The organism is Enterococcus sp. 1001283B150225_161107_E12 (assembly GCF_015556925.1).
Classification (GTDB): Bacteria; Bacillota; Bacilli; order Lactobacillales; family Enterococcaceae; genus Enterococcus_B; species Enterococcus_B mundtii.
In genome coordinates this window covers 93,994-115,010 of record NZ_JADNNI010000007.1, presented here as the reverse complement: position 1 = coordinate 115,010, position 21,017 = coordinate 93,994, and the positions used below count along the sequence as shown (strand labels likewise).

Genomic DNA, 21,017 nt, shown 5'->3' with positions numbered 1-21,017 from the left:
AAAAAACGAATATAAAAGTGGCAGATCTTAACGTTCTATTTTGCTTCTTAAACCTTATGGTAGTTATGATTTATTCAATAGTTACACAACGCTTTCTAAATGATCATTTGTACCCATTTTTATAATTTTTTCAGGATTCCAAATGAATCCTACTGTTATAAACAGCGTTACCAACAAAGTCATTCTTTAAATAAAAAGGACTATTTTTGCCAATTGGCCAATCTTATTAGTTATTAACCATGGATGATCCAAAAAAGCTGATACCCCTTACATAAAACCAGCTTATTTATAACAATTTATTTATGTATTTTTGCTTAATATCCATACACCCAAGTTCTTGATCTCCCTCAAAATCCATTTGCTATTATCGTTTTTTGTCTTCCTTGCTCTAGTACCTTACAAAACAAATCCAATAAATAAAAAAACATGTCTTCTCCTTCGTCAGATAATACGTAGGAGAAAAACATATTGAATATTTTTTCTTATCCGAGTAAATAATTTATTGGGATCAACATGGAACGTTCTATTTCAATGAACTATTGCTCCCTTCTCGCCCAATGCCGCCAACTCATCATTTCATGGAAGGCAACATGCACATCTAATTGCTTCTCCGACGCTCCACCATTTGCCTCATCTGCCCATTTCAGCGCATACTCTGGTACCTTTGCCAATTCAGCATGCATATAGTCTCTTCCAAATCCAATAAACTGAGCGTTAGCTGCTCTATCTGGTTCCTCTCCAGATAAAAAAACTGTGCCTGAAAGAATGATTGGTTTCCCAACATTTCGTGCATATGCTAAATGTTTTTTAGAAGCCTCTGCAATTGCATTTGCTGTCGTTCTAAAAGACATCACTACTGTCGTATTGGCTTCTTCGATCATTGCTCGGTAAAGTAGCGTTTCTTTGCCGCGATACGTTACTGGATATCGTTCACGATCCCACCACATTCCAGTCGACCAGTCAAAGGTCGTGTAATCTCCATATGCATCCGTTGCATCAACTGCAAAATCAATCAACTGTTGCATCATTCTTGCTTGTACGTCATATCCTTTATCCCAATAACGATCTCCCGCTCCATCTCTTAATTGATTCGGTTCAACATTCAAATGTACACCAGCAAACTGTGCATCTTTTGCTACATTTTGATACGCTAAATACCCTTTCATCAATTGATGAAAACGATTAGGATTGTCTAGCCAAGTTCCATGATTACTAAGGAGCAAATAGACTTTAATCCCCCTGTCACTCGCCGCTTGAATAAAATTTTGTGTGGGGATAACTACATTAAGCGTTCCAGAAGGACCAAAAGTGTTACTCGGATTTACCTCGCTTAACCTGGTTTGATTCAAATAAATCTCTGTTATCCCATTGTTCTTTGCATAGTCTAAATAACTTTCACTATGCGCTAAACTCAAATTACTCGTATCCCACCACCAGACACCTACTCGGTCAGTATTTGGCTTAAAAAGTGATTCATCTGCCTGTACGACGACACTAAAAAAAGTACTGAATGTAATAGCAAATAAAATCGTTACAAAAATGTTGACGAAGCTTCTTTTTTTCATTTGATTCATTCCTCCTGTATACGTAAAAGTAGGCGATTCTTCTTTATCAATGAATAGTGACAAAAAATAAGCCCTCTCCTTAAAAATCATTCGTCAAACTTTTGAGGATGATGGCTTATCTTTTAGTCATTTATTTGAGTAAACGTTTTTTTCCTAGTTATCTATGATGATTATGGCGTCGGCACAACCGCTTGGAATTGTAACACCATATCAAACGTTGGAACGATCACATCTGACGTATTTGTATTAGGAATCGCTGTTCCTGTAAAACCAAAAGTCCCAACAGGGGCTGTTCCACCTTCAGCTGTATTTTTTGTCAATGACATGAATGCTGCTGGATTACTTAGTGCCGTTCCATTTGTCACGATTGGAATCGTCGTATTCTGACCCACTACAGCTAATTCTAACACTGATAAACTATCTAAGTTCGTTGGATTTGCTAAATCAGTGATATTGATATTCACGTCCCACGCTGAATTATTTGTTACAGTGTAGCTTGGTGATTCAACCGCGGTATGCCCGGATGCACCGGTTGTAAAAAAGATCGCCGATGTTGGCACAGTTACGTTGATCATTTCATCTGGATTTGTTGGTGGATTGACACCAGGATCGACGGTATTATCTAAACCAACACGACCTGTAACTGGAATATTTCCATCTGCCTGTCCATTAAATGTAGTGGCTGCGACAGAAGCAGCACCTGCACCTAATAACGTGCCCATCATTGCAACTGTTCCGAATAACTTCGTATACTTCTTCATCAAATTTTCTCCTCCATGTTCTATTGATTGATTGGCAAACAAGAAATCATCGTTCGCATCAGCTAGCAGCCACTTCCAATTCAGATGATCTTATCCAATACTTTCGACTTCTTCTATCCAGCTAAGGAAAAGTGATTTTATTTTGACCAACATTTACTGAGTTTTGGTATTTGTGGTGGATATAGGCTGGGCTGTTGATCCAAATAAATGTTCCAGCAAAAAAAACAAACCGTTGCGGGTGGCTACTTCACTTCGTTTATTCGCTATGATCCAGCTGGATCATACGATCTCGAATTTGATAGAAGCTGCTAGTTGATACAGACGATGATTCTTGTTCATTGTGTTCAAATTGCATGATTCTTATAAATATTCCGATGGTCTTTAAACTTGTTCCTCTTTTTTCAGTAAAAGGAATCGGCTACTTAGTAAAATCAAAAGAATTCCAGCTAACTGTATCCATAAATTTCCTTCACTGCCGGTTTTCGGTAAGTTTGCAAGTAAACCCGGCTTACTCTGTGTTCGATTCGGTAGTTTTGATGTGTCTACGACTAAAACATCTCTATTATTTCCGCTTGTTCCATTACCTGCCCCTGGTCCGGTATTTGTTCCCGTACCTGGTTCTTGTGGTGTGCGCGTACTACCGATTTGCCCTTCCACTCGCTTGAAAAATGATTGGTTTTCTGAGGCATGAACAGCGTAGCTAGCACTTGTTAGAAAGATAACTCCTACAATCAATAAAAGTTGTGTCACTTTACGCATGAATGTACCTCCTTTCTTTAGATGATCATTTAACGTTTTTAATTGTTGATCGTGATGACAATCTCTGCTTCTGTCACTCCTTGTCGTTCATTCGTTTCTGGATCATAGATATTGATGCGGGCAATGGCTTGATATTCCCCTTTTTCAAGTGGTTTCTCTAGTTTTGCACCAACAATTTGTTGATTCGGATGAATCGATCCAGAAGAATAAATCACTTCTTCTGTCTCCGCTAAAAAGAGATCGACCGCGATCGGATACACATTGGTCCCCGGATTGACGATCTCGATCGTCCCTTCTGATTCCCCATTCTCAAACACAGCAAAAGGGGCAATTTGCAAAGTGAAATAATTGGCATCTGCAATCTCTTGCGCTCGTTCCGCCATTTCAATGTCGCTTGCATCTCTCAAACCTGGTAACAACTCTGCACTGACGGTTGGTACAGGCTCGTTTTCTTGATTATTGAAATATAAAAAGACACCCCCAATGACCAAGAGAAGCAACCCCAAAGCGATCCATTTCTTTTGATTTTTCTTTGCCATTCATCTTTCTCCATTTCTCTGATAAGATTATTGCTCCATTCGCTTAATATGAACTAATGTGACAGATTTGCCCCGAATCGTAGAACTAGGTTGAAAGTTGGTGTTGCATGGCTGCTCCCTTCAGGTAATTTTTCAGCTGCACCTGTAAATGTGAAAGTATTAGCTTCTTCAATCGCTAAATCGAATAATCGAAATGCCTCCGTTTGATAGCTACTACCATGATGGATCAGTAAATTTTCTTTCCCGTCCCCCACTATATTCAATGCTTCAACGATGTCCATGTTCTCAAGCTCTGTGGGTGCGACTACATCAACTGAAATAGCAAACGGAGATTCATTCCCGATCTCATAGTCCGGTGAAATGATTTGTCGATGGTTTGATGAAGAAGTAGTGTTGAAAACGGCAGATATTGGGATTCTTACAGATAGTAACTCCCCCAAGTCTTCAAAAACTGCTACCAATTTAGTGTGCTCTTCTCCCATCATAAAAGTAGTCGTGGATTCTTTCTCATCTGCAATCGTCCCTTCGCCGCTTTCGATACGCCAATGAGAAAATCGCCAGCCAGCATCAGCTGTTGCGTTGATATCGATTATTTGACCACTCTCAACACTTGCGACATCTTGGGAAACAGTTCCTTGACCTTCCATTCCAATAGTAAGGCTTGAGAAGATCCGCGGTTGCCATACCCATGTATCAGCCATAGTCGCTCCATCATACGTTGTTGCTAAATCTGCACTCGATAACACATGCGTGCCACGCGGGCGTTCAGATGTTCCTGCACCAACATTTCGCCAGAAAGGAAAATGTGTATCTGTCTCTCCAAGTTCAGCCAGCCCATGATTGGCAGGAAATTGGAAACCCGTTCCTAACGTCAATTTTTGTAAAGGTGCATCGCGAAACATCAAGGTAGACACTGCTGTGCTTCTCGAATCAAAATTTGCTAGATCAAGTTCTCTTAAATTGGCACAACCTGAAAACATCAATTGCATATGCGTTACCTTACTCGTATCAAAATTGGATAAATCGAGTTCTGTTAGTGCCGAAGCATTCATGAACATCCCCATCATATCGGTTACATTACTCGTATCAAAATGACTAAGATCTAGTATCGATAGATTATCTAACTCACTAAACATTTGCGTCATACTTGCCACATTACTCGTATCAAAACTAGAAATATTCAAGTTCTTCAGGGACAACATGAAAATAAACATATAGCTCATATCTGTGACATTACTTGTATTAAAACTGGATAGATCTAGTTCGGTAAGTGTGTCTGTATACTGAAACATACCCGCCATGTTTACTACGTTACTCGTATCAAAGTTAGAAAAATCCAGTTGATTGACCCTTCTCATTCCAGAAAATGTGCTCATCATTGATGTAACATTACTTGTATCAAGAGAGGTGATGTCTAGTTCAGTAACTAATGATAAATAATGAAACATGTAACTCATGTCTGTCAGATTACTTGTATCAAGATGATGCATCCCCTCAACACGTTGAACTTGTTGCATCCCTTCAAAAAAACCTCGCGTACGACCACGTCCTCCGAGTTCTCCCCAACCACCTTGATCACTATAATTATTCGTTCCACGTTGAGAGCCAACTAGTTGAATGTCTCCTGTTAAAACGATGCGATTAATAAACGCAGCTAAATGGGGTGCATTAAAGTAAGCATCTTGCTCATAATTTCCTACGGGATCGTTCACTTCATCAAAAATACCAGATCCTAATGTCAGTGTCCTCGTATCATCAATCACCCAAGGAATCGTACCAACTTGACCTGTATATACCGCATTGATCCCAGGCGGGAGTGCGATTTTTCCCATTTCGCTAGGTGCATCAGCCCCCTCTTCTTCCATTTCTGGCTGATCCACTACTGGTCTTGCTTCTTGAACTGGTAAGACATCTGCTTGATTCCCTTCGTCCTCCTCCTGATTTGCTTCCAAAGTTGTTTCCTGATGACTCTCGGATGCTACTGTTGATTCTTCTATATCAATTGATTCATTAGTAGTCACTAACTGATCATTCACTAATCCATCTGATTGAACATCTGGCGTGTGAGTATCGATTGCTAGTACTTGTCCAACTGGTAAAAATAGCATCATACTCGTTGTCAATGTAATCAATGAACGTTTTTTTAAAATAGACTTATTCGTCACGATTTTTACCCTCCTCCAACTGTTACCCCAATAGTATTTGATGATTGATTAAGATGATTTATTTTTCTGTAGAAATATGTTTGGTATATTTACCAATAAAAAAAACCACAACAAAGCGCTTTGTTGATACACAAAGTGTAGCATCACATTATATTTTAATCTATTTATAATTTTAACTCGATCCAGAAAAAAATCTGTACTAATCATGTTAAAATTATCACCTTTATACTTTTTTTACCGATTAAATGTTATTTAATTTCAGTTGCTTAATTTTTAACCTGATTTTTTTTTTAGAATACTGAAAAAGAAGTTTTCGAATATTATTTTAGCAAGGATAAATGATTAAGAATAGAACGTGGAAATCCATCACAACAACCATAGAATTTTTTGATGGTTGTTTTATCTTTAGAATCATTACAAACAACATAAAATGATGTTCGTTTTTTTATTTATTTTTTTTTTGATTTTTTATCATTTATCCGAGGATTGAATCAAAAAAACCTTCCGACCAATGAATGATCTGAAGGCTTTTTCTATCGTAATATCAGCTATCTTCTAATTTAATCGAATGAATAATTTCCAAATAAAAACGTTCGAGTACACGAGATTTTAAGCGTTCATTAAGTCCTCAAACAATGGATCGATAATAATGACCGTAACGAATCCCAAGACTAACACGACTTTCTTTAATTCTGCATAATCATGTGCGATCTTTGATAAACCTAGATTCTCTAATGTCGTTAAGGTGCGATCCATCAGTTCAATTGCTTGCTCCTTGTCGTGTTTCAACTGTGCTAAGCACCCCTCATAAAATGGTAAAAGAACAGCCTGTTCAATATGTTCCTCTCTAATGACACGGCTTTTCCAAAGATCAAAAAGTTTCGTTGCATAGTCCGCTTCACCGAATAAACAAAAAACGGAAAAAATGGTGATAAACGTTTGGTACAAAATATCTTTGTTGTCTGGTACTTTTTCAAATCGTTCACTTTTATCATTTGCCATTTTTACATACTGCCATAAAAGTTCAGGTTCCATCGAAACGGCGATGCGAGAAAATAATTTTAATTCATACACTCCCCATGTAGTAGTATCAGCTAAATATTGTTTTGCTGAATCAAGAAGATGACTGTGTGTCGAACTGGCATCAAGCATCGAAACGCCATTGAAAAAAGATTTTTTTGTCTCATAATTGAAACGGATCAATTGCAAAAAGTGATCCAGCTCCAATGAATAATTATTGTGATAGTAGGTTAGTAATTCTTGGTAGTTCGTTTGTAGTTTTTCTAATTCCTTTAATGAAGTCACATTTGCTGCGCGCATATACTTACTAATTTCCACGTGCAATGGTGAATGTGGACTTTCAGAATGTAACACAATAAATTCTTCAAATTTCACTTCTAACTTTGATAATATAAGATGGAACCTTTCACAAGAAATAGATAGCCGACCATTTTCAAATTGAGATAGCAAAGAAATAGATAGTTGTTCATCCACTAATTCTTTTAGTAGCATTCCTTTCGCTTTGCGTATCGTTTTAACGGTCTCTCCATAATTTTTCATCTACACACCTCTTAAAATATTTTAATTCAAAACTCACCATAATCTCATCCTATTATATTATAAAGTTAATAGTAAGATACAGTTAATTTAGCTAAAAAACACAAATATATATGTTCTAAAGCAATGACTAGACAATAAAAAGCTATCATCTACAAAATTCAATTTTTGTAAATGACAGCTTCATTTTCATTTCTACGAGGCAAACTGGCTATTGTATAGTTCACTATACATACCGTCTTTTTGTAATAACGTTTCATGATTACCAACCTCAACAACATTTCCTTCTTTCATGACTAAAATCACATCGGCATTTTTAATTGTCGAAAGACGATGAGCAATAACGAAACTAGTCTTCCCTTTCATCAGATGATCCATCGCTTTTTGGATCTCTAATTCTGTTCTCGTATCAATACTCGATGTCGCTTCATCCAATAACAGGATTGGCGGATTGGTCAATATTGCTCGTGCAATACACAGCAGCTGTTTTTCCCCTTGAGATAAAGAGGCATTCTCATCATTCATGACTGTATCGTAGCCATTAGGTAACGTTCGAATAAAATGATCCGCTCGTGCCATTCTTGCGGCATCTACGATCTCAGATTTCGAGGCACGATGACGCCCATAAGCAATATTCTCACTGACTGTTCCTTCAAACATCCATGAATCTTGAAGAACCATTCCAAACAACGAACGTAGATAATGGCGACTCATTTTTTTTGTGTCCACGCCATCCACTTTGATCGATCCGGAAGTTGTCTCATAAAACCGCATCAACAAATTGATCAACGTTGTTTTCCCAGCACCAGTTGGGCCAACAATCGCCACCTTTTGCCCAGCTTTTACTTCAAAATCCACTCCATCCATCAATAGTTCTTTCCCATAGCCAAATTGAACATTCTCAAAAGAGATATTCCCTTTTGGTGCTTTGATCCTACTGTTTACTTGACTATCTTTTTCCATTTCCTCTTCATCGATGATCTCAAACACTCGTTCCGCGGAAGCAATAGCAGATTGTAGGGAGTTGAATAAAAATGAAGCTTCAGTCAAAGGCTCTTGGGACATCTGGATATACTGGAAAAAAGATAAGATTTGACCAATAGAGATGCGACCACGGATAACAAAGATAGCTCCTAATCCAGCAATCATGACATAACCGATTTGGTTGAATAATCGGATGATCGGCATGATTGCAAACATGATGAATTGTGCTTTCTTATCATCTCGATACAACTGATCAATCGAATTTTTTGTTTGTCCGATGACTTCATGTTCTAAATTAAATGCCTTGATTTCTACCTGTCCTGAAAAATATTCTTCAATCTTGGTATTAAAAATCCCAACAGAACGTTGACGATCTGTAAAAATCTTATTACTTTTTATCCCCACAAGCATGGTGATGACTAACCCGATCACTATTGCTCCAACGCCAATCAACGTCAACGTTCGATCAATGCGAAGCATCAAAATGACTGCTCCAACAATGGTGATTGCTGAGGTGAATAAGCGCATGATCGCATCCCTTAAAATTTCATTCACACGCTCTAAATCATTGGTGACACGACTTAAAATCTGTCCTTTTTGATTGGTATCATAGAACTTCAAAGGAACCTTTGTTAACTTTTCACTGACCTGTTCCCTCAAAGACAACACTAATTTTTGAGATACTGAAGCCATCGCATACTCTTGAAAATAGGAGAAGATCGAACTGAAAAGATAAACCCCTATCAACAGTAAAATAACTTCAGATAACCGTCCAAAATCGATCGAAATCGCTGTACCCTCGCTAAATGACAACGCCACACCTTCAAAGATGATATTGATCGCATCAGCAAATATGTTGGGTGCCCATAGATTCAGCAGCACACCTAAAGTAGCAAATAGAAAAGCAATCAGCATTAGCCATTTTTGTGGTGCCAATGCTTTGATCATGCGCCATAACGTTTTTTTACTATTTTTCGCATGATCGACCGAGATTCCTCCTCCGCCATCCATGACATCATACGTATTATTGTTCTCTGAGCTCATTTGCTAGCTCCTCCTCACTCAGCTGAGATTTTGCGATCTCAAAATAGGCACTGCAATTTTCTAATAACTCTCTGTGTATTCCTTTTCCAACAACCTTCCCTTCATCTAAAACGATGATTTGATCCGCCTCTTTTATTGAAGTGATTCGTTGTGCAATAACGACCATCACTGATTTCTTTGTGACTTCTTTCAACGAGCGTCTCAATGCAGCATCTGTTTGATAATCCAATGCAGAAAAACTATCATCGAAAACATAGATTGCTGGTTTTTTCATGATCATCCGTGCAATTGACAACCGCTGTCGTTGACCACCAGAGAAGTTTTTCCCACCTTGCACAACGTTTGATTCATATTTTTCTGGAAGCTCATTGATAAAACTTTCTGCTTGAGCAATCGTGGCTGCCTGTTCCATATCTTTTAATGAAGCTTGTGGATGACCATGCTTTAAATTATCAGCGATCGTTCCACTGAATAAGAAAGCTTTTTGTGGGACAAACCCAATTTTGCTACGCAACTCTTCTTGTGATAGGTCTTTGACATCCATACCATTTAAGATAATTTCGCCACCCGAAGCTTCTAACAACCGTGGAATCAATTTCGCCACCGTACTTTTCCCAGAGCCTGTTCCACCAATGATTGCCGTTGTCGTTCCTTTCTCACAAACAAAATCAATATTTTGCAATACTGGACTTTCCGCATCACGATAAGAAAAGCTGACATTTTTAAATTCTAAGCGTACATCATAATGACCATTCAAATGCGCCCCACCGTCAGTGATTTCAGGTCGATAATCTAAAACTTCAAGAATACGATTGGCACATACTTTTGCTCTTGGCAAATTGATTGCTGAAAAAACAGCCATCAATAGATACATCAAGATATTCATTGCATACTCAATGATCGCCATGATATCACCGATCGCCATGTTTCCTGAATCCACTCTCATCGCACCAAACCACATGATTGCCACTGTAGAAAGGGACATGACCAACATCACGATCGGCATCATCACTGCAAACAGTCGATTGATTTTGATATTTAAATTCGCAAAATCAACAAACGAAGCATCCATACGTTCCTTCTCAAGTTTTGTCCGATTGAAGGCTCTCACCACTCGAATACCTGACAAATATTGTCCGACGATCCCATTGATTTTATCCAATCCCACTTGTGTTTTCTCAAAAAGGGGAAAAATCTTCAAAGTGACCCAGCCGAAGACAATCGTGAACAGAATAGCTGTGATCAAAATGATCAACGCCATATAACCATCTCGTATGTAAGCCAATATCAATCCAACGATCATTACAAAAGGCGCAGGAATCATCGTTTCAAAAAACATGCTGATCGTCGACTGCAACTGCTCGATATCATTAGTTGCTCGTGTGATCAACGAAGAACCGCTAAAATGCTTGAAATCTTGATACGATAACTGTTGTGTATGCTTGAACAAACGATCGCGGATATTTTTAGAAAAAGTCGTCGCAATCTCAGCTGAGTAATACGTGGCTAAAATAGAAAAAATACCTGTCAGTATCGCAACCCCCAACATAATAACCCCCGTCGTTTGGACATAATCCATATCTTGCATGACCACACCTTCATTGATGATATTAGCCGTCAAGGTAGGTAAATATAATGTTCCCAACATTTGTAGTGTGATGAAAAGTAGTAATAAACCTACCTTCAATTTACTTAAATGTGCCGTTTTAAATAGTTTTAGCACGTTGATCTCTCCTTTACTTCTTTCATTTTCAAACCTTTTTTTCTTCTTGTGTAATAGTACAAAAATAAGTATACAGTCTCCCATAATAGGAGAGTCAACGGTTATTCAACATGTTTTTTCACGTGGAGAGGAAAGGGCATAGATGGGAGGTTTTTAGAAGAAAATGTTGAAATAGAAATGAAGGAATGCACAACTAGAAAACTGTTTATAGGATAAAAAGAAAAAAATGTGACAAGCTCTTATAGATACTTATTACAGCTTTTCGCTTCTATAATATCTAGTGTTGATGACAAAATAAAAATAATCGTTTTCCCTACAAATTGGCTTACTGTAAAGAAAGAAGTAGGTATTATCTCCTACGTGATTCAATTATTATCGATCCATTTACGTAAACCGATCTTAAAACTAAAAAACTCGATACTAGTTAAAATAGTCAAAAACCTAGGATAAGAACCAGAGATCACTGTGGTATCTATCCTAGGTTTTTACTGTCTTCCTTGGTCATAATCATACATATTTTTTTCTTAGAAAATACACTCATTCGTGCCGTTAAAATGGACTCCATCTCTATTTGTCTCTTTGATTTTTATATTCATTTCTCATAAGCTACTTTTGATTCAGAAATCGAAGTGATCCACGATACATTGACCTATGACTGGGGACAAAAAGTGTTTCGTTTTTACGACTACGATAAACATATCGTTGAAGTTTCAGAAAGCATTCAAGGTGTCTTCAATCGTCTATATGCGCAAGGGTTGAGCCTTCCGGAAATCGCTGAACGCTTTGGTGAGCCACTCGAAATTGTCAAAGAGCGTTACAGTATCTCCTAAACTCCAAGAATAACTAAACTATCTACCTCTAAGAAGTTTGTCTATTCTCAATAGATTTATAGGATATCTTAGAGAATAGGTTCATCGTTAGAAAAACTAGAATATTTGAAGTCAAGGCAAGTAAAAATTGATCAAAACCAAAAATACTCCAATTTAGCAGTATGACTATACCATCTATGAAAAACAAGCCTGTAGAGAGTTTTATATTGAAATATTTTTTTAAAATTATCGGTGGAATGGACGTTCCTCCACTAGAAGAATTTTGTGAATAAACAATGGACATACCTACAGAAAAAATTAGACTCCCCAAAACGATCGATAAAATTTTATTTTCAGTAAACATTATTTTAGGTACATAGGTTAACAATAACGGTAGAACTAAACTACCATATAAAACTTTCATAAATACTTGTTTACCTAAATAAATGATTGCTAGTAGCAACATAACTGAATTTAATGCTAGCACGACGAGTGAACGATCTACTCGAACAAGGTATTCAAGTAATATTCCTAGACCACTCGTTCCTCCAGCAGCAATATAATGTGGGCCAAAAAACATATTGATACTAATTGATAGTATCAACAGCCCCAAAGTAATCGTTAAATATTTGAATAGATTTTTCATATGCGCCTCCTAATCTTTTTTAATGTAAGAACACAAAAAGGGATTAGATAAGAATATTCTTATCTAATCCCTTTGGATCCTCCGAAACTTTAATTAAGTTAACACATCTATTTTAAAAAGTAAACCTGTTAATTTTATTTTTTAATTTTGACTCACAAAATTACACCGCTATAAACAGTTGAAACTAGTATCCGGCAGAACTCCTTTCACTAATTGGCTTTCGTGGCTCTGTGCACGATCTAGTCAAACTAAAGAGGTATCTCTCAAAAAAAATTTCAGGTTTCACTGCTTATTGCTTAAAGTTGCATCTTTCTGTCTTCTTCTGATTTTTCAGTTAGTTGCTCGTTCATCTGACTCATATTCCATTTCTTACAATGATCTTTTCACTGTTTCAGATAGGTTGCATGAAAAGCAATATGTTGTTCTACAAATGTAGCAATGGTGAAGTAGCTATGATCATAGCCTTCTTCTTTTTGGTAGAAAACTTCGTGTTTCGCTGATTCTGCTGCTGATAAAAAAGCTTCTTCATTGAGCTGGACTTCATAGAATGGATCAGCCGTTCCTTGTGTGATCAGGATAGGCGGTTGACTGGTTGTTTCTTTTTTGATCAGCTCAGTGGCATCCCATTCCCTCCATGTCGCTTGGTCAGCACCTAGATAAGCGGTGAATGCTTTTTGTCCCCATGGTACGTTTGAGGGGTTCGAAATTGGTGCAAAAGCAGAGATTGAAGCAAAGCGTGCTGGATTTTTCAGACCAATCACTAGCGAACCATGCCCACCCATGGAATGACCCATGATACTTTCTTTTCCAGAAAGATTTGGGATCAAGGAGTAGATGATCTCAGTCAGCTCTTTCGTAAGGTAGTCGTACATTTGGAAGTCTTTCTTCCAAGGTTCTTGTGTGGCATTCAAGTAAAAGCCGGCCCCTTGACCGAGATCCCAATCTTCACTGTCAGCAACATCTCCCCGAGGCGATGTGTCCGGCATGACGAAGGCGATTTGCTGTTCTGCTGCATAGCGTTGGAATCCCCCTTTGATACTGAAGTTATCATCTGTACTTGTTAAACCAGCTAACCACCAAATGAGTGGGATTTCTTGGTTTTCAACGGTCGTTTCTGGTAAATACACGCTGAATGTCATCTCACAATGTAGCGTTTCTGACAGGTGACGGTATTTGATTTGTTGCCCGCCAAACGACCGATGTGTTTCAATTTTCTGTAGTTCCATCCGTGTCACCTCCATAAGTAAGCATGGTGCGAATCGATTCACCACGATGCAATAATTCAAGTGATTCATTGATTTGTGTAAAATCCAAACGATGGGTGATGAATGAATCTAAATCGATTCCACCGTTCAAGTAATCTTCCACCATACCTGGCAATTGGCTTCGCCCTTTGACACCGCCAAAAGCCGAACCACGCCAGACACGACCAGTCACTAGTTGGAACGGACGCGTGTGGATTTCTTTTCCAGCTCCGGCTACACCGATAATGATACTTTCGCCCCAGCCTTTGTGACATGCTTCAAGCGCGGAACGCATCACTTCCACATTGCCAATACACTCAAAACTATAATCTACGCCACCTTGGGTCATTTCTACGATGACTTCTTGGATCGGACGATCGTGTGTTTTAGGATCAACAAAATCCGTTGCGCCCATTTTTTTAGCTAACGGCCATTTTTCAGAGTTCATATCGATTGCAATAATTCGTTTAGCATTGGCTTTTTTCAAGCCTTGGATTACTGCTAAACCAATCGCTCCTAGTCCAAAGACAGCTGTGACAGCACCTTCTTCGACTTTTGCAGTGTTTTCCACGGCGCCTAATCCTGTTGTTACACCACAGCCTAATAGAGGAACGGTATCTAGAGGAGCATCCTCTGTGATTTTCACCAAATTGATTTCATTGACGACAGTATACTCACTAAACGTACTCGTACCCATATAGTGATAAATCGGTTCGCCTTTATAAGAAAAACGGGTCGTACCATCTGGCATTAGACCTTTTCCTTGCGTTTCACGGACAGCAGAGCATAGATTGGTTTTTCCTGACAAGCAAAACTCACACTTCCCACATTCAGGTGTATACAATGGAATCACATGGTCCCCCACTTCAACAGAAGACACATCATCCCCAACTTTAACAACGATACCGGCGCCTTCATGACCTAAGACCGCAGGAAAAACACCTTCTGGATCTTCCCCTGATAAGGTAAACGCATCTGTATGACAGACAGAAGTGTACAAAATTTTTACCATGACTTCCGTCGGTTTAGGATCAGCAACATCGATTTCAACGATTTCTAACGGTTTTCCTGGTTCAAATGCTACGGCAGCTCTACTTTTCATTTTTCTTCCTTCTTTCTTATTCCGCTCGTCTGGTTCTTAGTTATTGAGCGAATCCGCAATCTTTCCACTTCATCGTATCATAGGCTGTGTTGAGAAACAAAACTGACAAACTTGTCAGTATCCTCAATTTCTTTACTTCCATTGGTGAGATTTGTATAATAGCAACTATTGCTGTCGAATAAATAAATCAAAGTGAGGTCCTTTATGTATCAATACCATGAAAAAGAGTTTACCAATACGAAAGATTTAGCCATGCACGTCCTTAGTGGAAAATACAAGATCGTCTTGATTTGGTGTTTTTTACAACAACCGATTTTACGATTAAGTGAGATTGAGAAAATGTTACCAGACATCAACCAACGCATGTTGATTCGCCAATTAAGAGAATTAGAAAGCGATCATTTACTCACACGTAAAGTCTATCCCGTAGTCCCGCCAAAAGTAGAGTATCAATTGACCGAGATCGGGCGCGAACTCTCAACGATCGTCCAACATATCTGCGATTGGGGCGATCATTATTATGAAGTCGTTGCTGATCTTTCACCTGACACAGTAGATTGATTTTCTTATTTAAATCATCAATGACTATTGATTGTTTTATCAAATCGATGAATTTTTCACTGAAAACAAAACTCCCCATAAAGCTGATATTTGGAACGAGGGAAATTCCTTATCGACTCTATGGGGAAGCTTAATAATCAAAAGTGTTGCGCCTACTTATCGTTTTATCCCAACGAGCAAAAGATAGTTAGGAAATCTCTATTCTACATGAAAAAATTTACAGAGTTATTGACAATGAATCCCTAGTTATTTATACATGTTTGTGTTTTCCCGACCTACATAAACGAAACAATATCTAGGTGATCATCGGATTCTAAACGAACATTTGCTCCTGACCCTGTATTGATATCTCCAACTGTCGCTCGATCACTCACGATTTGGATTTTTTCTTTTCTATCTGCAGATTCAATCACCATGATTTCTGCAAAAACAGTTGCTGTTGTTTCTGTTCCCATACCAACCATTGTGAACGAACCTGTGACCGTGCACTCTTCTTCTGCTTTATTAAAAATCTCTTTGACTGAATTACGAAGAACAGTGTCTTCGAGAGAAGCAGTAAATGATTTTTGATTCTGATAGTTATCATAACTATTTCCACTAGCTACCCCAAACAAGCCTAACAACCAACTAGTACGGCTTGTGTTTTGCCTTGAATGTTGTTCTAGTTCTTCATGGTGTTCCGATTTGTAGTTCCTTGTGACTTGATTAACAATTTCTTTAAAATTTTCCTGACTGATCGTATGAACTTTGATATCGACTGTTAGACTACCAGTTACACCACGTGAAATTCGTGCACCACCCTGTACCAACTTTCCTTTTCCTCGCTGAACATGGATTTCTCTTAACTCTTCCGTATGAATCGATGAATTAACTAATCGGTCTTTTACTTGAAAATTTTCTAATATTCCGTCATCCATGATATCCAACATGAGCATTTCGTTCGATTTATCCATTGTTATAGGCTCCTATTCTCAAATTTTCCATTGAAAGTATGGATTTCTTAGAAAGTACGTTTACTTAAAATTCAAATGTCACCGCTTCCAAAAGTGTCACTTCATCTTGTAAATTTTTGTTGATTTTGTAAGTCACTAATTTTTCATTCTGAGTTGGGCCTAACATGTTGACTTTGCACAAGATCCAATAGTTTGTCCCAGTAACTACTTGTGTGCCTAATAGTGCAAAAGGTATTGCTTTACTACTGTCCATTAGCGTTTTACGAGCTTCTTCTACCAGCTTCTTGTGTTCATCAGTAATTGTTGGCGATTCTGGGATAGTGATCCCTCCGTCAATTCCAGTCATACATATCTCCTCCTAAGATTATTTAAAAAGCGCTTACCGCTTCTTAAAATAAGATTAATTTATTTTTAAAAAAACATCAAATAAAACAACCTGAGATAGTTTAACAAGCGTAAATAAGCCATTCCACTCATATCCAAACTTTTATCCATTTAAAATATCACTTACCGCCAATAAAAAAATAGCAAAAAAACGTAAATAGACAAGAAATAAAGGACAAATATACGAATGATACAGACTACATTCAAATACTTATATAAATATGACCAACTTCAACTTTTTCTTTTTTTAACAAATCAATAACATTTAAAGTTATTTTAAATAACTTCGTTTCAGAAAAATATAAATTTTTCGCTTTTATTATTTTCAAAACTGTCCCTACCCATTCTTCTGAAAAATCAAAAACTAATTTTTTCGAGGATACACAAGTAAAATTATTTTTATTTTCTACATGTATGCTATTTGTTTCAGTATGTTGCTCATCGATTACCTGTACCAGATAAGTCGGATTATAATCTTCCATACGAAATACCCAGTCTGTTTCTGAATCTATTAGAAAGGTACCACATAGATGGATAGAAGTATTGGCAGTTTCTTTGTACGAAACTTCTTCTAATTGGATATTATTAGTGAACAATTTAATTCTATGTTCCATTTGTTCTCCTCTTTTCTCCTAGGAATTTTCTGCTACTCTCTCATCTCTATTGATTAAATCATTTCATCATCTGTCAAGCAAATAAAAATCATCCATCCAACTTTTGATTTCATTTAGAAATCAAAAAAACACACGCCCACCTTCAAAGGTGTAGCAACCCCCAAAAGTTAGACCAAAAAAATCTAACTTTTGAGGATCACTGCAACCTTTAAAGGCTACGTGTGTTTTTTGTTACTCGTTCATTTATCCATTCAACAAAGCGCGTTCCAAGAGCGCTCCAGCTTGGTGCTGCCCTTCTAAGTTTCGTTCACCTGAAAATTTCGACACACGATCCATGTTCGTGATCACAACGATGACCATGCTCTTTTTCCCTTGACTATGGATATACGGCAAATCCATTTGAGCAATTTTGGTGTCCACTGTCACCTGATCACCGACCTTTACAAGTACATCGAATCCTGCCCCATTCAAGTTGACAGTATCAATTCCCATATGGACTAAGACTTCTACGCCATTATTTGTTTTGATTCCTAACGCATGTTTGGAAGGGAAAATCGTAGTGACTTTTCCGCTGACCGGTGCAAAGATGGCGCCATCGATTGACTCGATTGCAAAACCATCCCCCATCATTTTCGTTGAAAAAACTTCATCTGGCACATCTTCTAAAGGAATATATTCCCCTTTAGCCACAGCGTGTAGATTCACTTCGTTCGTGTACTCAGTATCTTCTGCTTGTTCATTTGGTACTAAGAAATAAGTGATCGCAAAAGAGGAAACCAAGGCAATCACTATCCCAAGTACCGCAAACACAAAATACTGACCAATATAGGCGGGTAAGCTAAAAATACTTGATAAAATATAGCCGTAGATCCGAACACCGAAGAAACTGATAAACGCTGAAGCGATCGAGCTACCGATCGTTGCTGCCATAAACGCTTTCTTGTATTTTGATAAGATCCCGAAAAGTGCAGGTTCAGTGATTCCTAATAGACCAGAAACAGCAGAAGATAGAACCAATGATTTTTCTTCTTTTGATTTCACTTTCAAGTAAATAGCCGCTGTCGCCCCAGTGATCGCCATGTTTGCCATAAACATCATCGGCATCAACATGTCATAGCCTTGATTCGCAAAATTTTGTAAGGCAATTGGGGTCATCGCATGATGCAATCCAGTAAAGATTGCAATTGGACGGATCGCACCGACCACGATACCAGCTAACACTGGCGAGATTGAGAATAACCATGCCACACCAGCTGCTAAGAGGTTACCTAAATGAATACTGATTGGACCAATCACTGTTAGTGTCAATAATCCTGCAACAAACAGGGAAATGGTTGGTGTGAACACCGTCCGTAACACTTGTGGCAACAGCTTATCCACCCAACGATAAATGTAGCTGAGTGCTAATACCGCAAAAATGATCGGGATAACTGTTCCTGCATAATTAAAGACAGGAACTGGAATGATACCAAACAGTTGGAAAGCAGAGATCGAACCTTCAGCAACCGCTGTCGTCATGGTGGGAAATTGTAAAGTTGCAGCGATCGCAATCGCTAAATATGGATTCGTTTTGAAGATCCGAGCGGCAGAAGCAGCAACGAAAAATGGCAAGAAAGTAAATACGCCACTCGCAATCATATCAATGATCAAATACGTATCCGTCTGATTCGAAATGACATTCAATGCCACTAAACCGGCCATCAAACCCTTGATCATTCCTGCCCCAGCAATTGCTGGTACGATCGGACCAAATACACCGGAAACAGTATCCATAAATAAGGATACGACTCCTTTTTTCTCTCCTTCACTTCGTTCACTTGTTTCATCTAACCCTAATTCTTTCGCAATTGGTGCAAAATAGTCAGCGACTTCTGTACCGATCACAACTTGCAGTTGTTCGCTTTGATATTTTGTCCCCACCACTTTAGGTGTTTTTTCCAACGCAGCATAATCCACTTTTTTCTCATCTTTTAAATCAAACCGTAATCGTGTCATACAATGCCAAGCGTTGTTGATATTACTTGCTCCACCCACATGTTGTATGATTTGTTTTGCTATTTCTTCATGCTTCACTTGTTCTCCCCCTTATTCTCATCAAACAATAATTCCTGTTTCCGCTTTCACCCAAATAGTAGCATGTGGAACGCCACTTGTAAAACCAGTCCTTTTTAGTAAATAACCATAAAAAAAGCTTTAATATCAACGTTTTAAAAAATAGTGACGTAAAATTGGACTGATTTTTAGTTGGTTTAGATGTTTTTATTAGACCAAATTGACAGGATGTTCTTCCCCATGTTTCAATGAGGATGCACATGATTCATATTTATGTATATTGGAGTGAAAAAAATGACACCAACGATCATTACAAATATAAAAAGTTACGCAATCAAACCAGATCGTCACAACTTGTTAGTCGTAAAAGTTGAAACAGATAAAGGCGTGACCGGTTTTGGTTGCGGCACTTTCCAATTCCGTCCTTTGGCTGTCCAGACCGTAGTTGAAGAATACTTAAAACCTTTACTGATTGGACGCGATGCGAATCAAATCGAAGACCTTTGGCAAGTCATGAATGTCAATTCTTACTGGCGGAATGGGCCAATCACAAATAACGCCATTTCAGGTGTCGATATGGCGCTCTGGGATATCAAAGGGAAAATCGCTGATATGCCATTGTATCAGTTATTCGGCGGAAAAGCTCGAACAGCAATTCCTGCGTATACGCATGCTGTCGCAGATAATCTAGAGGACCTCGATCGTGAAATCGAAACATTTCTCGCACAAGGGTATCGCTATATTCGTTGTCAATTAGGTTTTTATGGGGGAAATCCAACGAATTTAGCAACACCTGAACAACCACTTGCTGGCTCTTATTTCGATCAAGAAGAATACATGTCTACTACGCTATCCATGTTTGAACATATCCAAAACAAATATGGCGATCGTTTCCAAATGTTACATGATGTTCACGAACGCTTGCATCCTAATCAAGCGATCCGTTTTGCAAAAAAAGCAGAAAAGTACAATCTTTTCTTTTTAGAAGATATTCTACCCCCAAACCAAAATGAATGGTTGGCTCAATTGCGAAGTCAATCAACGACTCCGATTGCTACTGGGGAATTGTTCAATAATCCAATGGAATGGAAAGAATTAGTTCGCAATCGCCAAATCGACTATATGCGTGCCCATGTCTCACAAATCGGCGGGATCACTCCTGCCTTGAAATTGGCACACTTTTGCGAAGCGATGGGGATACGAATCGCTTGGCATACGCCATCTGATATCACACCAATCGGCTTAGCAGTGAATACGCATTTGAACATCCACTTGCACAATGCGGCGATCCAAGAAAACATCGATATTCCTGAAAATACGAAACAACTTTTCGGAAATATCCCCACACCAAAAAAAGGCTTTTTCTACCCGATCGAACAAAGTGGGATCGGTGTCACATTCAATGAAGAACAGGCGGCAGAATTTCCAGTTGTCTATCGACCACACGAATGGACACAAAGCCGTACACCAGACGGCACGATCGTGACACCGTAATTCCCAAAAAAGCTATCCTTACACAAAACATGTAAGGATAGCTTTTTTTGGTTCCGCTGTA

At 38.3% G+C, this 21,017-nt stretch carries 18 protein-coding genes; 3 read left to right on the top strand and 15 right to left on the bottom strand.

Annotation, left to right across the window (positions count from 1 at the left end; genetic code table 11):
• Positions 1 to 536: 536 nt before the first annotated feature.
• The 8 genes from I2F89_RS07560 to I2F89_RS07525 form a co-directional block, all read right to left on the bottom strand.
• Complete coding sequence (locus tag I2F89_RS07560; protein WP_143073271.1) at positions 537 to 1,565, bottom strand: hypothetical protein; 1,029 nt, start codon at positions 1,563 to 1,565, stop codon at positions 537 to 539.
• 170 nt (positions 1,566 to 1,735) lie between these two features.
• The gene (locus tag I2F89_RS07555; protein WP_195514043.1) at positions 1,736 to 2,326 is read right to left on the bottom strand and encodes a hypothetical protein; all 591 of its coding nucleotides are present in this window, start codon (positions 2,324 to 2,326) and stop codon (positions 1,736 to 1,738) included.
• A gap of 381 nt (positions 2,327 to 2,707) precedes the next feature.
• Positions 2,708 to 3,085, bottom strand: coding sequence for an LPXTG cell wall anchor domain-containing protein (locus I2F89_RS07550; protein ID WP_195514041.1), 378 nt, complete (start codon positions 3,083 to 3,085; stop codon positions 2,708 to 2,710).
• Positions 3,086 to 3,123: 38 nt separating this feature from the next.
• A complete protein-coding gene (locus I2F89_RS07545; protein ID WP_074802040.1) occupies positions 3,124 to 3,624 on the bottom strand; it encodes a hypothetical protein in 501 nt (166 codons plus the stop codon).
• A gap of 53 nt (positions 3,625 to 3,677) precedes the next feature.
• Entirely contained in the window at positions 3,678 to 5,789 is a 2,112-nt protein-coding gene (locus I2F89_RS07540; protein ID WP_195514039.1) for a BspA family leucine-rich repeat surface protein, read from the bottom strand.
• Between the two features lie 609 nt (positions 5,790 to 6,398).
• On the bottom strand, positions 6,399 to 7,349 hold the full coding sequence (locus tag I2F89_RS07535; protein WP_195514037.1) for an Rgg/GadR/MutR family transcriptional regulator: 951 nt from the start codon (positions 7,347 to 7,349) through the stop codon (positions 6,399 to 6,401).
• Positions 7,350 to 7,541: 192 nt separating this feature from the next.
• Positions 7,542 to 9,374 (bottom strand): ABC transporter ATP-binding protein, encoded by a 1,833-nt coding sequence (locus I2F89_RS07530; protein WP_195514035.1) that lies wholly within the window; start codon positions 9,372 to 9,374, stop codon positions 7,542 to 7,544.
• Positions 9,355 to 11,097, bottom strand: coding sequence for an ABC transporter ATP-binding protein (locus I2F89_RS07525; RefSeq protein ID WP_324250207.1), 1,743 nt, complete (start codon positions 11,095 to 11,097; stop codon positions 9,355 to 9,357). Before I2F89_RS07525 ends, I2F89_RS07530 begins: the two co-directional genes overlap by 20 nt.
• 629 nt (positions 11,098 to 11,726) lie before the next feature.
• On the opposite strand from I2F89_RS07525, the gene I2F89_RS07520 reads away from it, so the two are divergent.
• On the top strand, positions 11,727 to 11,927 hold the full coding sequence (locus I2F89_RS07520) for a hypothetical protein (RefSeq protein ID WP_219908721.1): 201 nt from the start codon (positions 11,727 to 11,729) through the stop codon (positions 11,925 to 11,927).
• 28 nt (positions 11,928 to 11,955) lie between these two features.
• On the opposite strand, the gene I2F89_RS07515 is transcribed toward I2F89_RS07520, so the two are convergent.
• From I2F89_RS07515 to I2F89_RS07505, 3 genes are all read right to left on the bottom strand, one after another.
• Positions 11,956 to 12,552 carry a YitT family protein gene (locus tag I2F89_RS07515; protein WP_195514030.1) on the bottom strand — a complete coding sequence of 199 codons (597 nt, stop codon included), beginning with the start codon at positions 12,550 to 12,552 and terminating at the stop codon, positions 11,956 to 11,958.
• A gap of 383 nt (positions 12,553 to 12,935) precedes the next feature.
• Entirely contained in the window at positions 12,936 to 13,778 is an 843-nt protein-coding gene (fghA, locus tag I2F89_RS07510) for an S-formylglutathione hydrolase (protein ID WP_195514028.1), read from the bottom strand.
• Positions 13,759 to 14,898 carry an S-(hydroxymethyl)glutathione dehydrogenase/class III alcohol dehydrogenase gene (locus I2F89_RS07505; RefSeq protein WP_195514027.1) on the bottom strand — a complete coding sequence of 380 codons (1,140 nt, stop codon included), beginning with the start codon at positions 14,896 to 14,898 and terminating at the stop codon, positions 13,759 to 13,761. The genes fghA and I2F89_RS07505 overlap by 20 nt, the downstream gene beginning before the upstream one ends.
• A gap of 204 nt (positions 14,899 to 15,102) precedes the next feature.
• On the opposite strand from I2F89_RS07505, the gene I2F89_RS07500 reads away from it, so the two are divergent.
• Complete coding sequence (locus tag I2F89_RS07500; RefSeq protein ID WP_074801552.1) at positions 15,103 to 15,459, top strand: winged helix-turn-helix transcriptional regulator; 357 nt, start codon at positions 15,103 to 15,105, stop codon at positions 15,457 to 15,459.
• Between the two features lie 275 nt (positions 15,460 to 15,734).
• On the opposite strand, the gene I2F89_RS07495 is transcribed toward I2F89_RS07500, so the two are convergent.
• The 4 genes from I2F89_RS07495 to I2F89_RS07480 all read right to left on the bottom strand — a co-directional run bounded on the left by I2F89_RS07495 (position 15,735) and on the right by I2F89_RS07480 (position 19,483).
• Entirely contained in the window at positions 15,735 to 16,412 is a 678-nt protein-coding gene (locus I2F89_RS07495) for a hypothetical protein (RefSeq protein ID WP_074801555.1), read from the bottom strand.
• Positions 16,413 to 16,476: 64 nt separating this feature from the next.
• On the bottom strand, positions 16,477 to 16,758 hold the full coding sequence (locus I2F89_RS07490) for a hypothetical protein (RefSeq protein ID WP_074801558.1): 282 nt from the start codon (positions 16,756 to 16,758) through the stop codon (positions 16,477 to 16,479).
• 241 nt (positions 16,759 to 16,999) lie between these two features.
• Entirely contained in the window at positions 17,000 to 17,410 is a 411-nt protein-coding gene (locus I2F89_RS07485) for a hypothetical protein (RefSeq protein ID WP_161642541.1), read from the bottom strand.
• A gap of 243 nt (positions 17,411 to 17,653) precedes the next feature.
• Positions 17,654 to 19,483 (bottom strand): glucose PTS transporter subunit IIA, encoded by a 1,830-nt coding sequence (locus tag I2F89_RS07480; RefSeq protein ID WP_074801562.1) that lies wholly within the window; start codon positions 19,481 to 19,483, stop codon positions 17,654 to 17,656.
• A 273-nt stretch (positions 19,484 to 19,756) separates the two neighbouring features.
• On the opposite strand from I2F89_RS07480, the gene I2F89_RS07475 reads away from it, so the two are divergent.
• Complete coding sequence (locus I2F89_RS07475; RefSeq protein WP_074801564.1) at positions 19,757 to 20,956, top strand: enolase C-terminal domain-like protein; 1,200 nt, start codon at positions 19,757 to 19,759, stop codon at positions 20,954 to 20,956.
• Positions 20,957 to 21,017 lie beyond the last annotated feature (61 nt).

Bases quoted from the DNA above. Each gene is read 5' to 3' on its own strand.
- I2F89_RS07495 (WP_074801555.1), bottom strand. From the start codon at position 16,412: ATGGATAAATCGAACGAAATGCTCATGTTGGATATCATGGATGACGGA.
- I2F89_RS07500 (WP_074801552.1), top strand. From the start codon at position 15,103: ATGTATCAATACCATGAAAAAGAGTTTACCAATACGAAAGATTTAGCC.
- I2F89_RS07550 (WP_195514041.1), bottom strand. From the start codon at position 3,085: ATGCGTAAAGTGACACAACTTTTATTGATTGTAGGAGTTATCTTTCTA.
- I2F89_RS07475 (WP_074801564.1), top strand. From the start codon at position 19,757: ATGACACCAACGATCATTACAAATATAAAAAGTTACGCAATCAAACCA.
- I2F89_RS07485 (WP_161642541.1), bottom strand. From the start codon at position 17,410: ATGGAACATAGAATTAAATTGTTCACTAATAATATCCAATTAGAAGAA.
- I2F89_RS07535 (WP_195514037.1), bottom strand. From the start codon at position 7,349: ATGAAAAATTATGGAGAGACCGTTAAAACGATACGCAAAGCGAAAGGA.
- fghA (WP_195514028.1), bottom strand. From the start codon at position 13,778: ATGGAACTACAGAAAATTGAAACACATCGGTCGTTTGGCGGGCAACAA.
- I2F89_RS07515 (WP_195514030.1), bottom strand. From the start codon at position 12,552: ATGAAAAATCTATTCAAATATTTAACGATTACTTTGGGGCTGTTGATA.
- I2F89_RS07545 (WP_074802040.1), bottom strand. From the start codon at position 3,624: ATGGCAAAGAAAAATCAAAAGAAATGGATCGCTTTGGGGTTGCTTCTC.
- I2F89_RS07490 (WP_074801558.1), bottom strand. From the start codon at position 16,758: ATGACTGGAATTGACGGAGGGATCACTATCCCAGAATCGCCAACAATT.
- I2F89_RS07530 (WP_195514035.1), bottom strand. From the start codon at position 9,374: ATGAGCTCAGAGAACAATAATACGTATGATGTCATGGATGGCGGAGGA.
- I2F89_RS07560 (WP_143073271.1), bottom strand. From the start codon at position 1,565: ATGAAAAAAAGAAGCTTCGTCAACATTTTTGTAACGATTTTATTTGCT.
- I2F89_RS07555 (WP_195514043.1), bottom strand. From the start codon at position 2,326: ATGAAGAAGTATACGAAGTTATTCGGAACAGTTGCAATGATGGGCACG.
- I2F89_RS07505 (WP_195514027.1), bottom strand. From the start codon at position 14,898: ATGAAAAGTAGAGCTGCCGTAGCATTTGAACCAGGAAAACCGTTAGAA.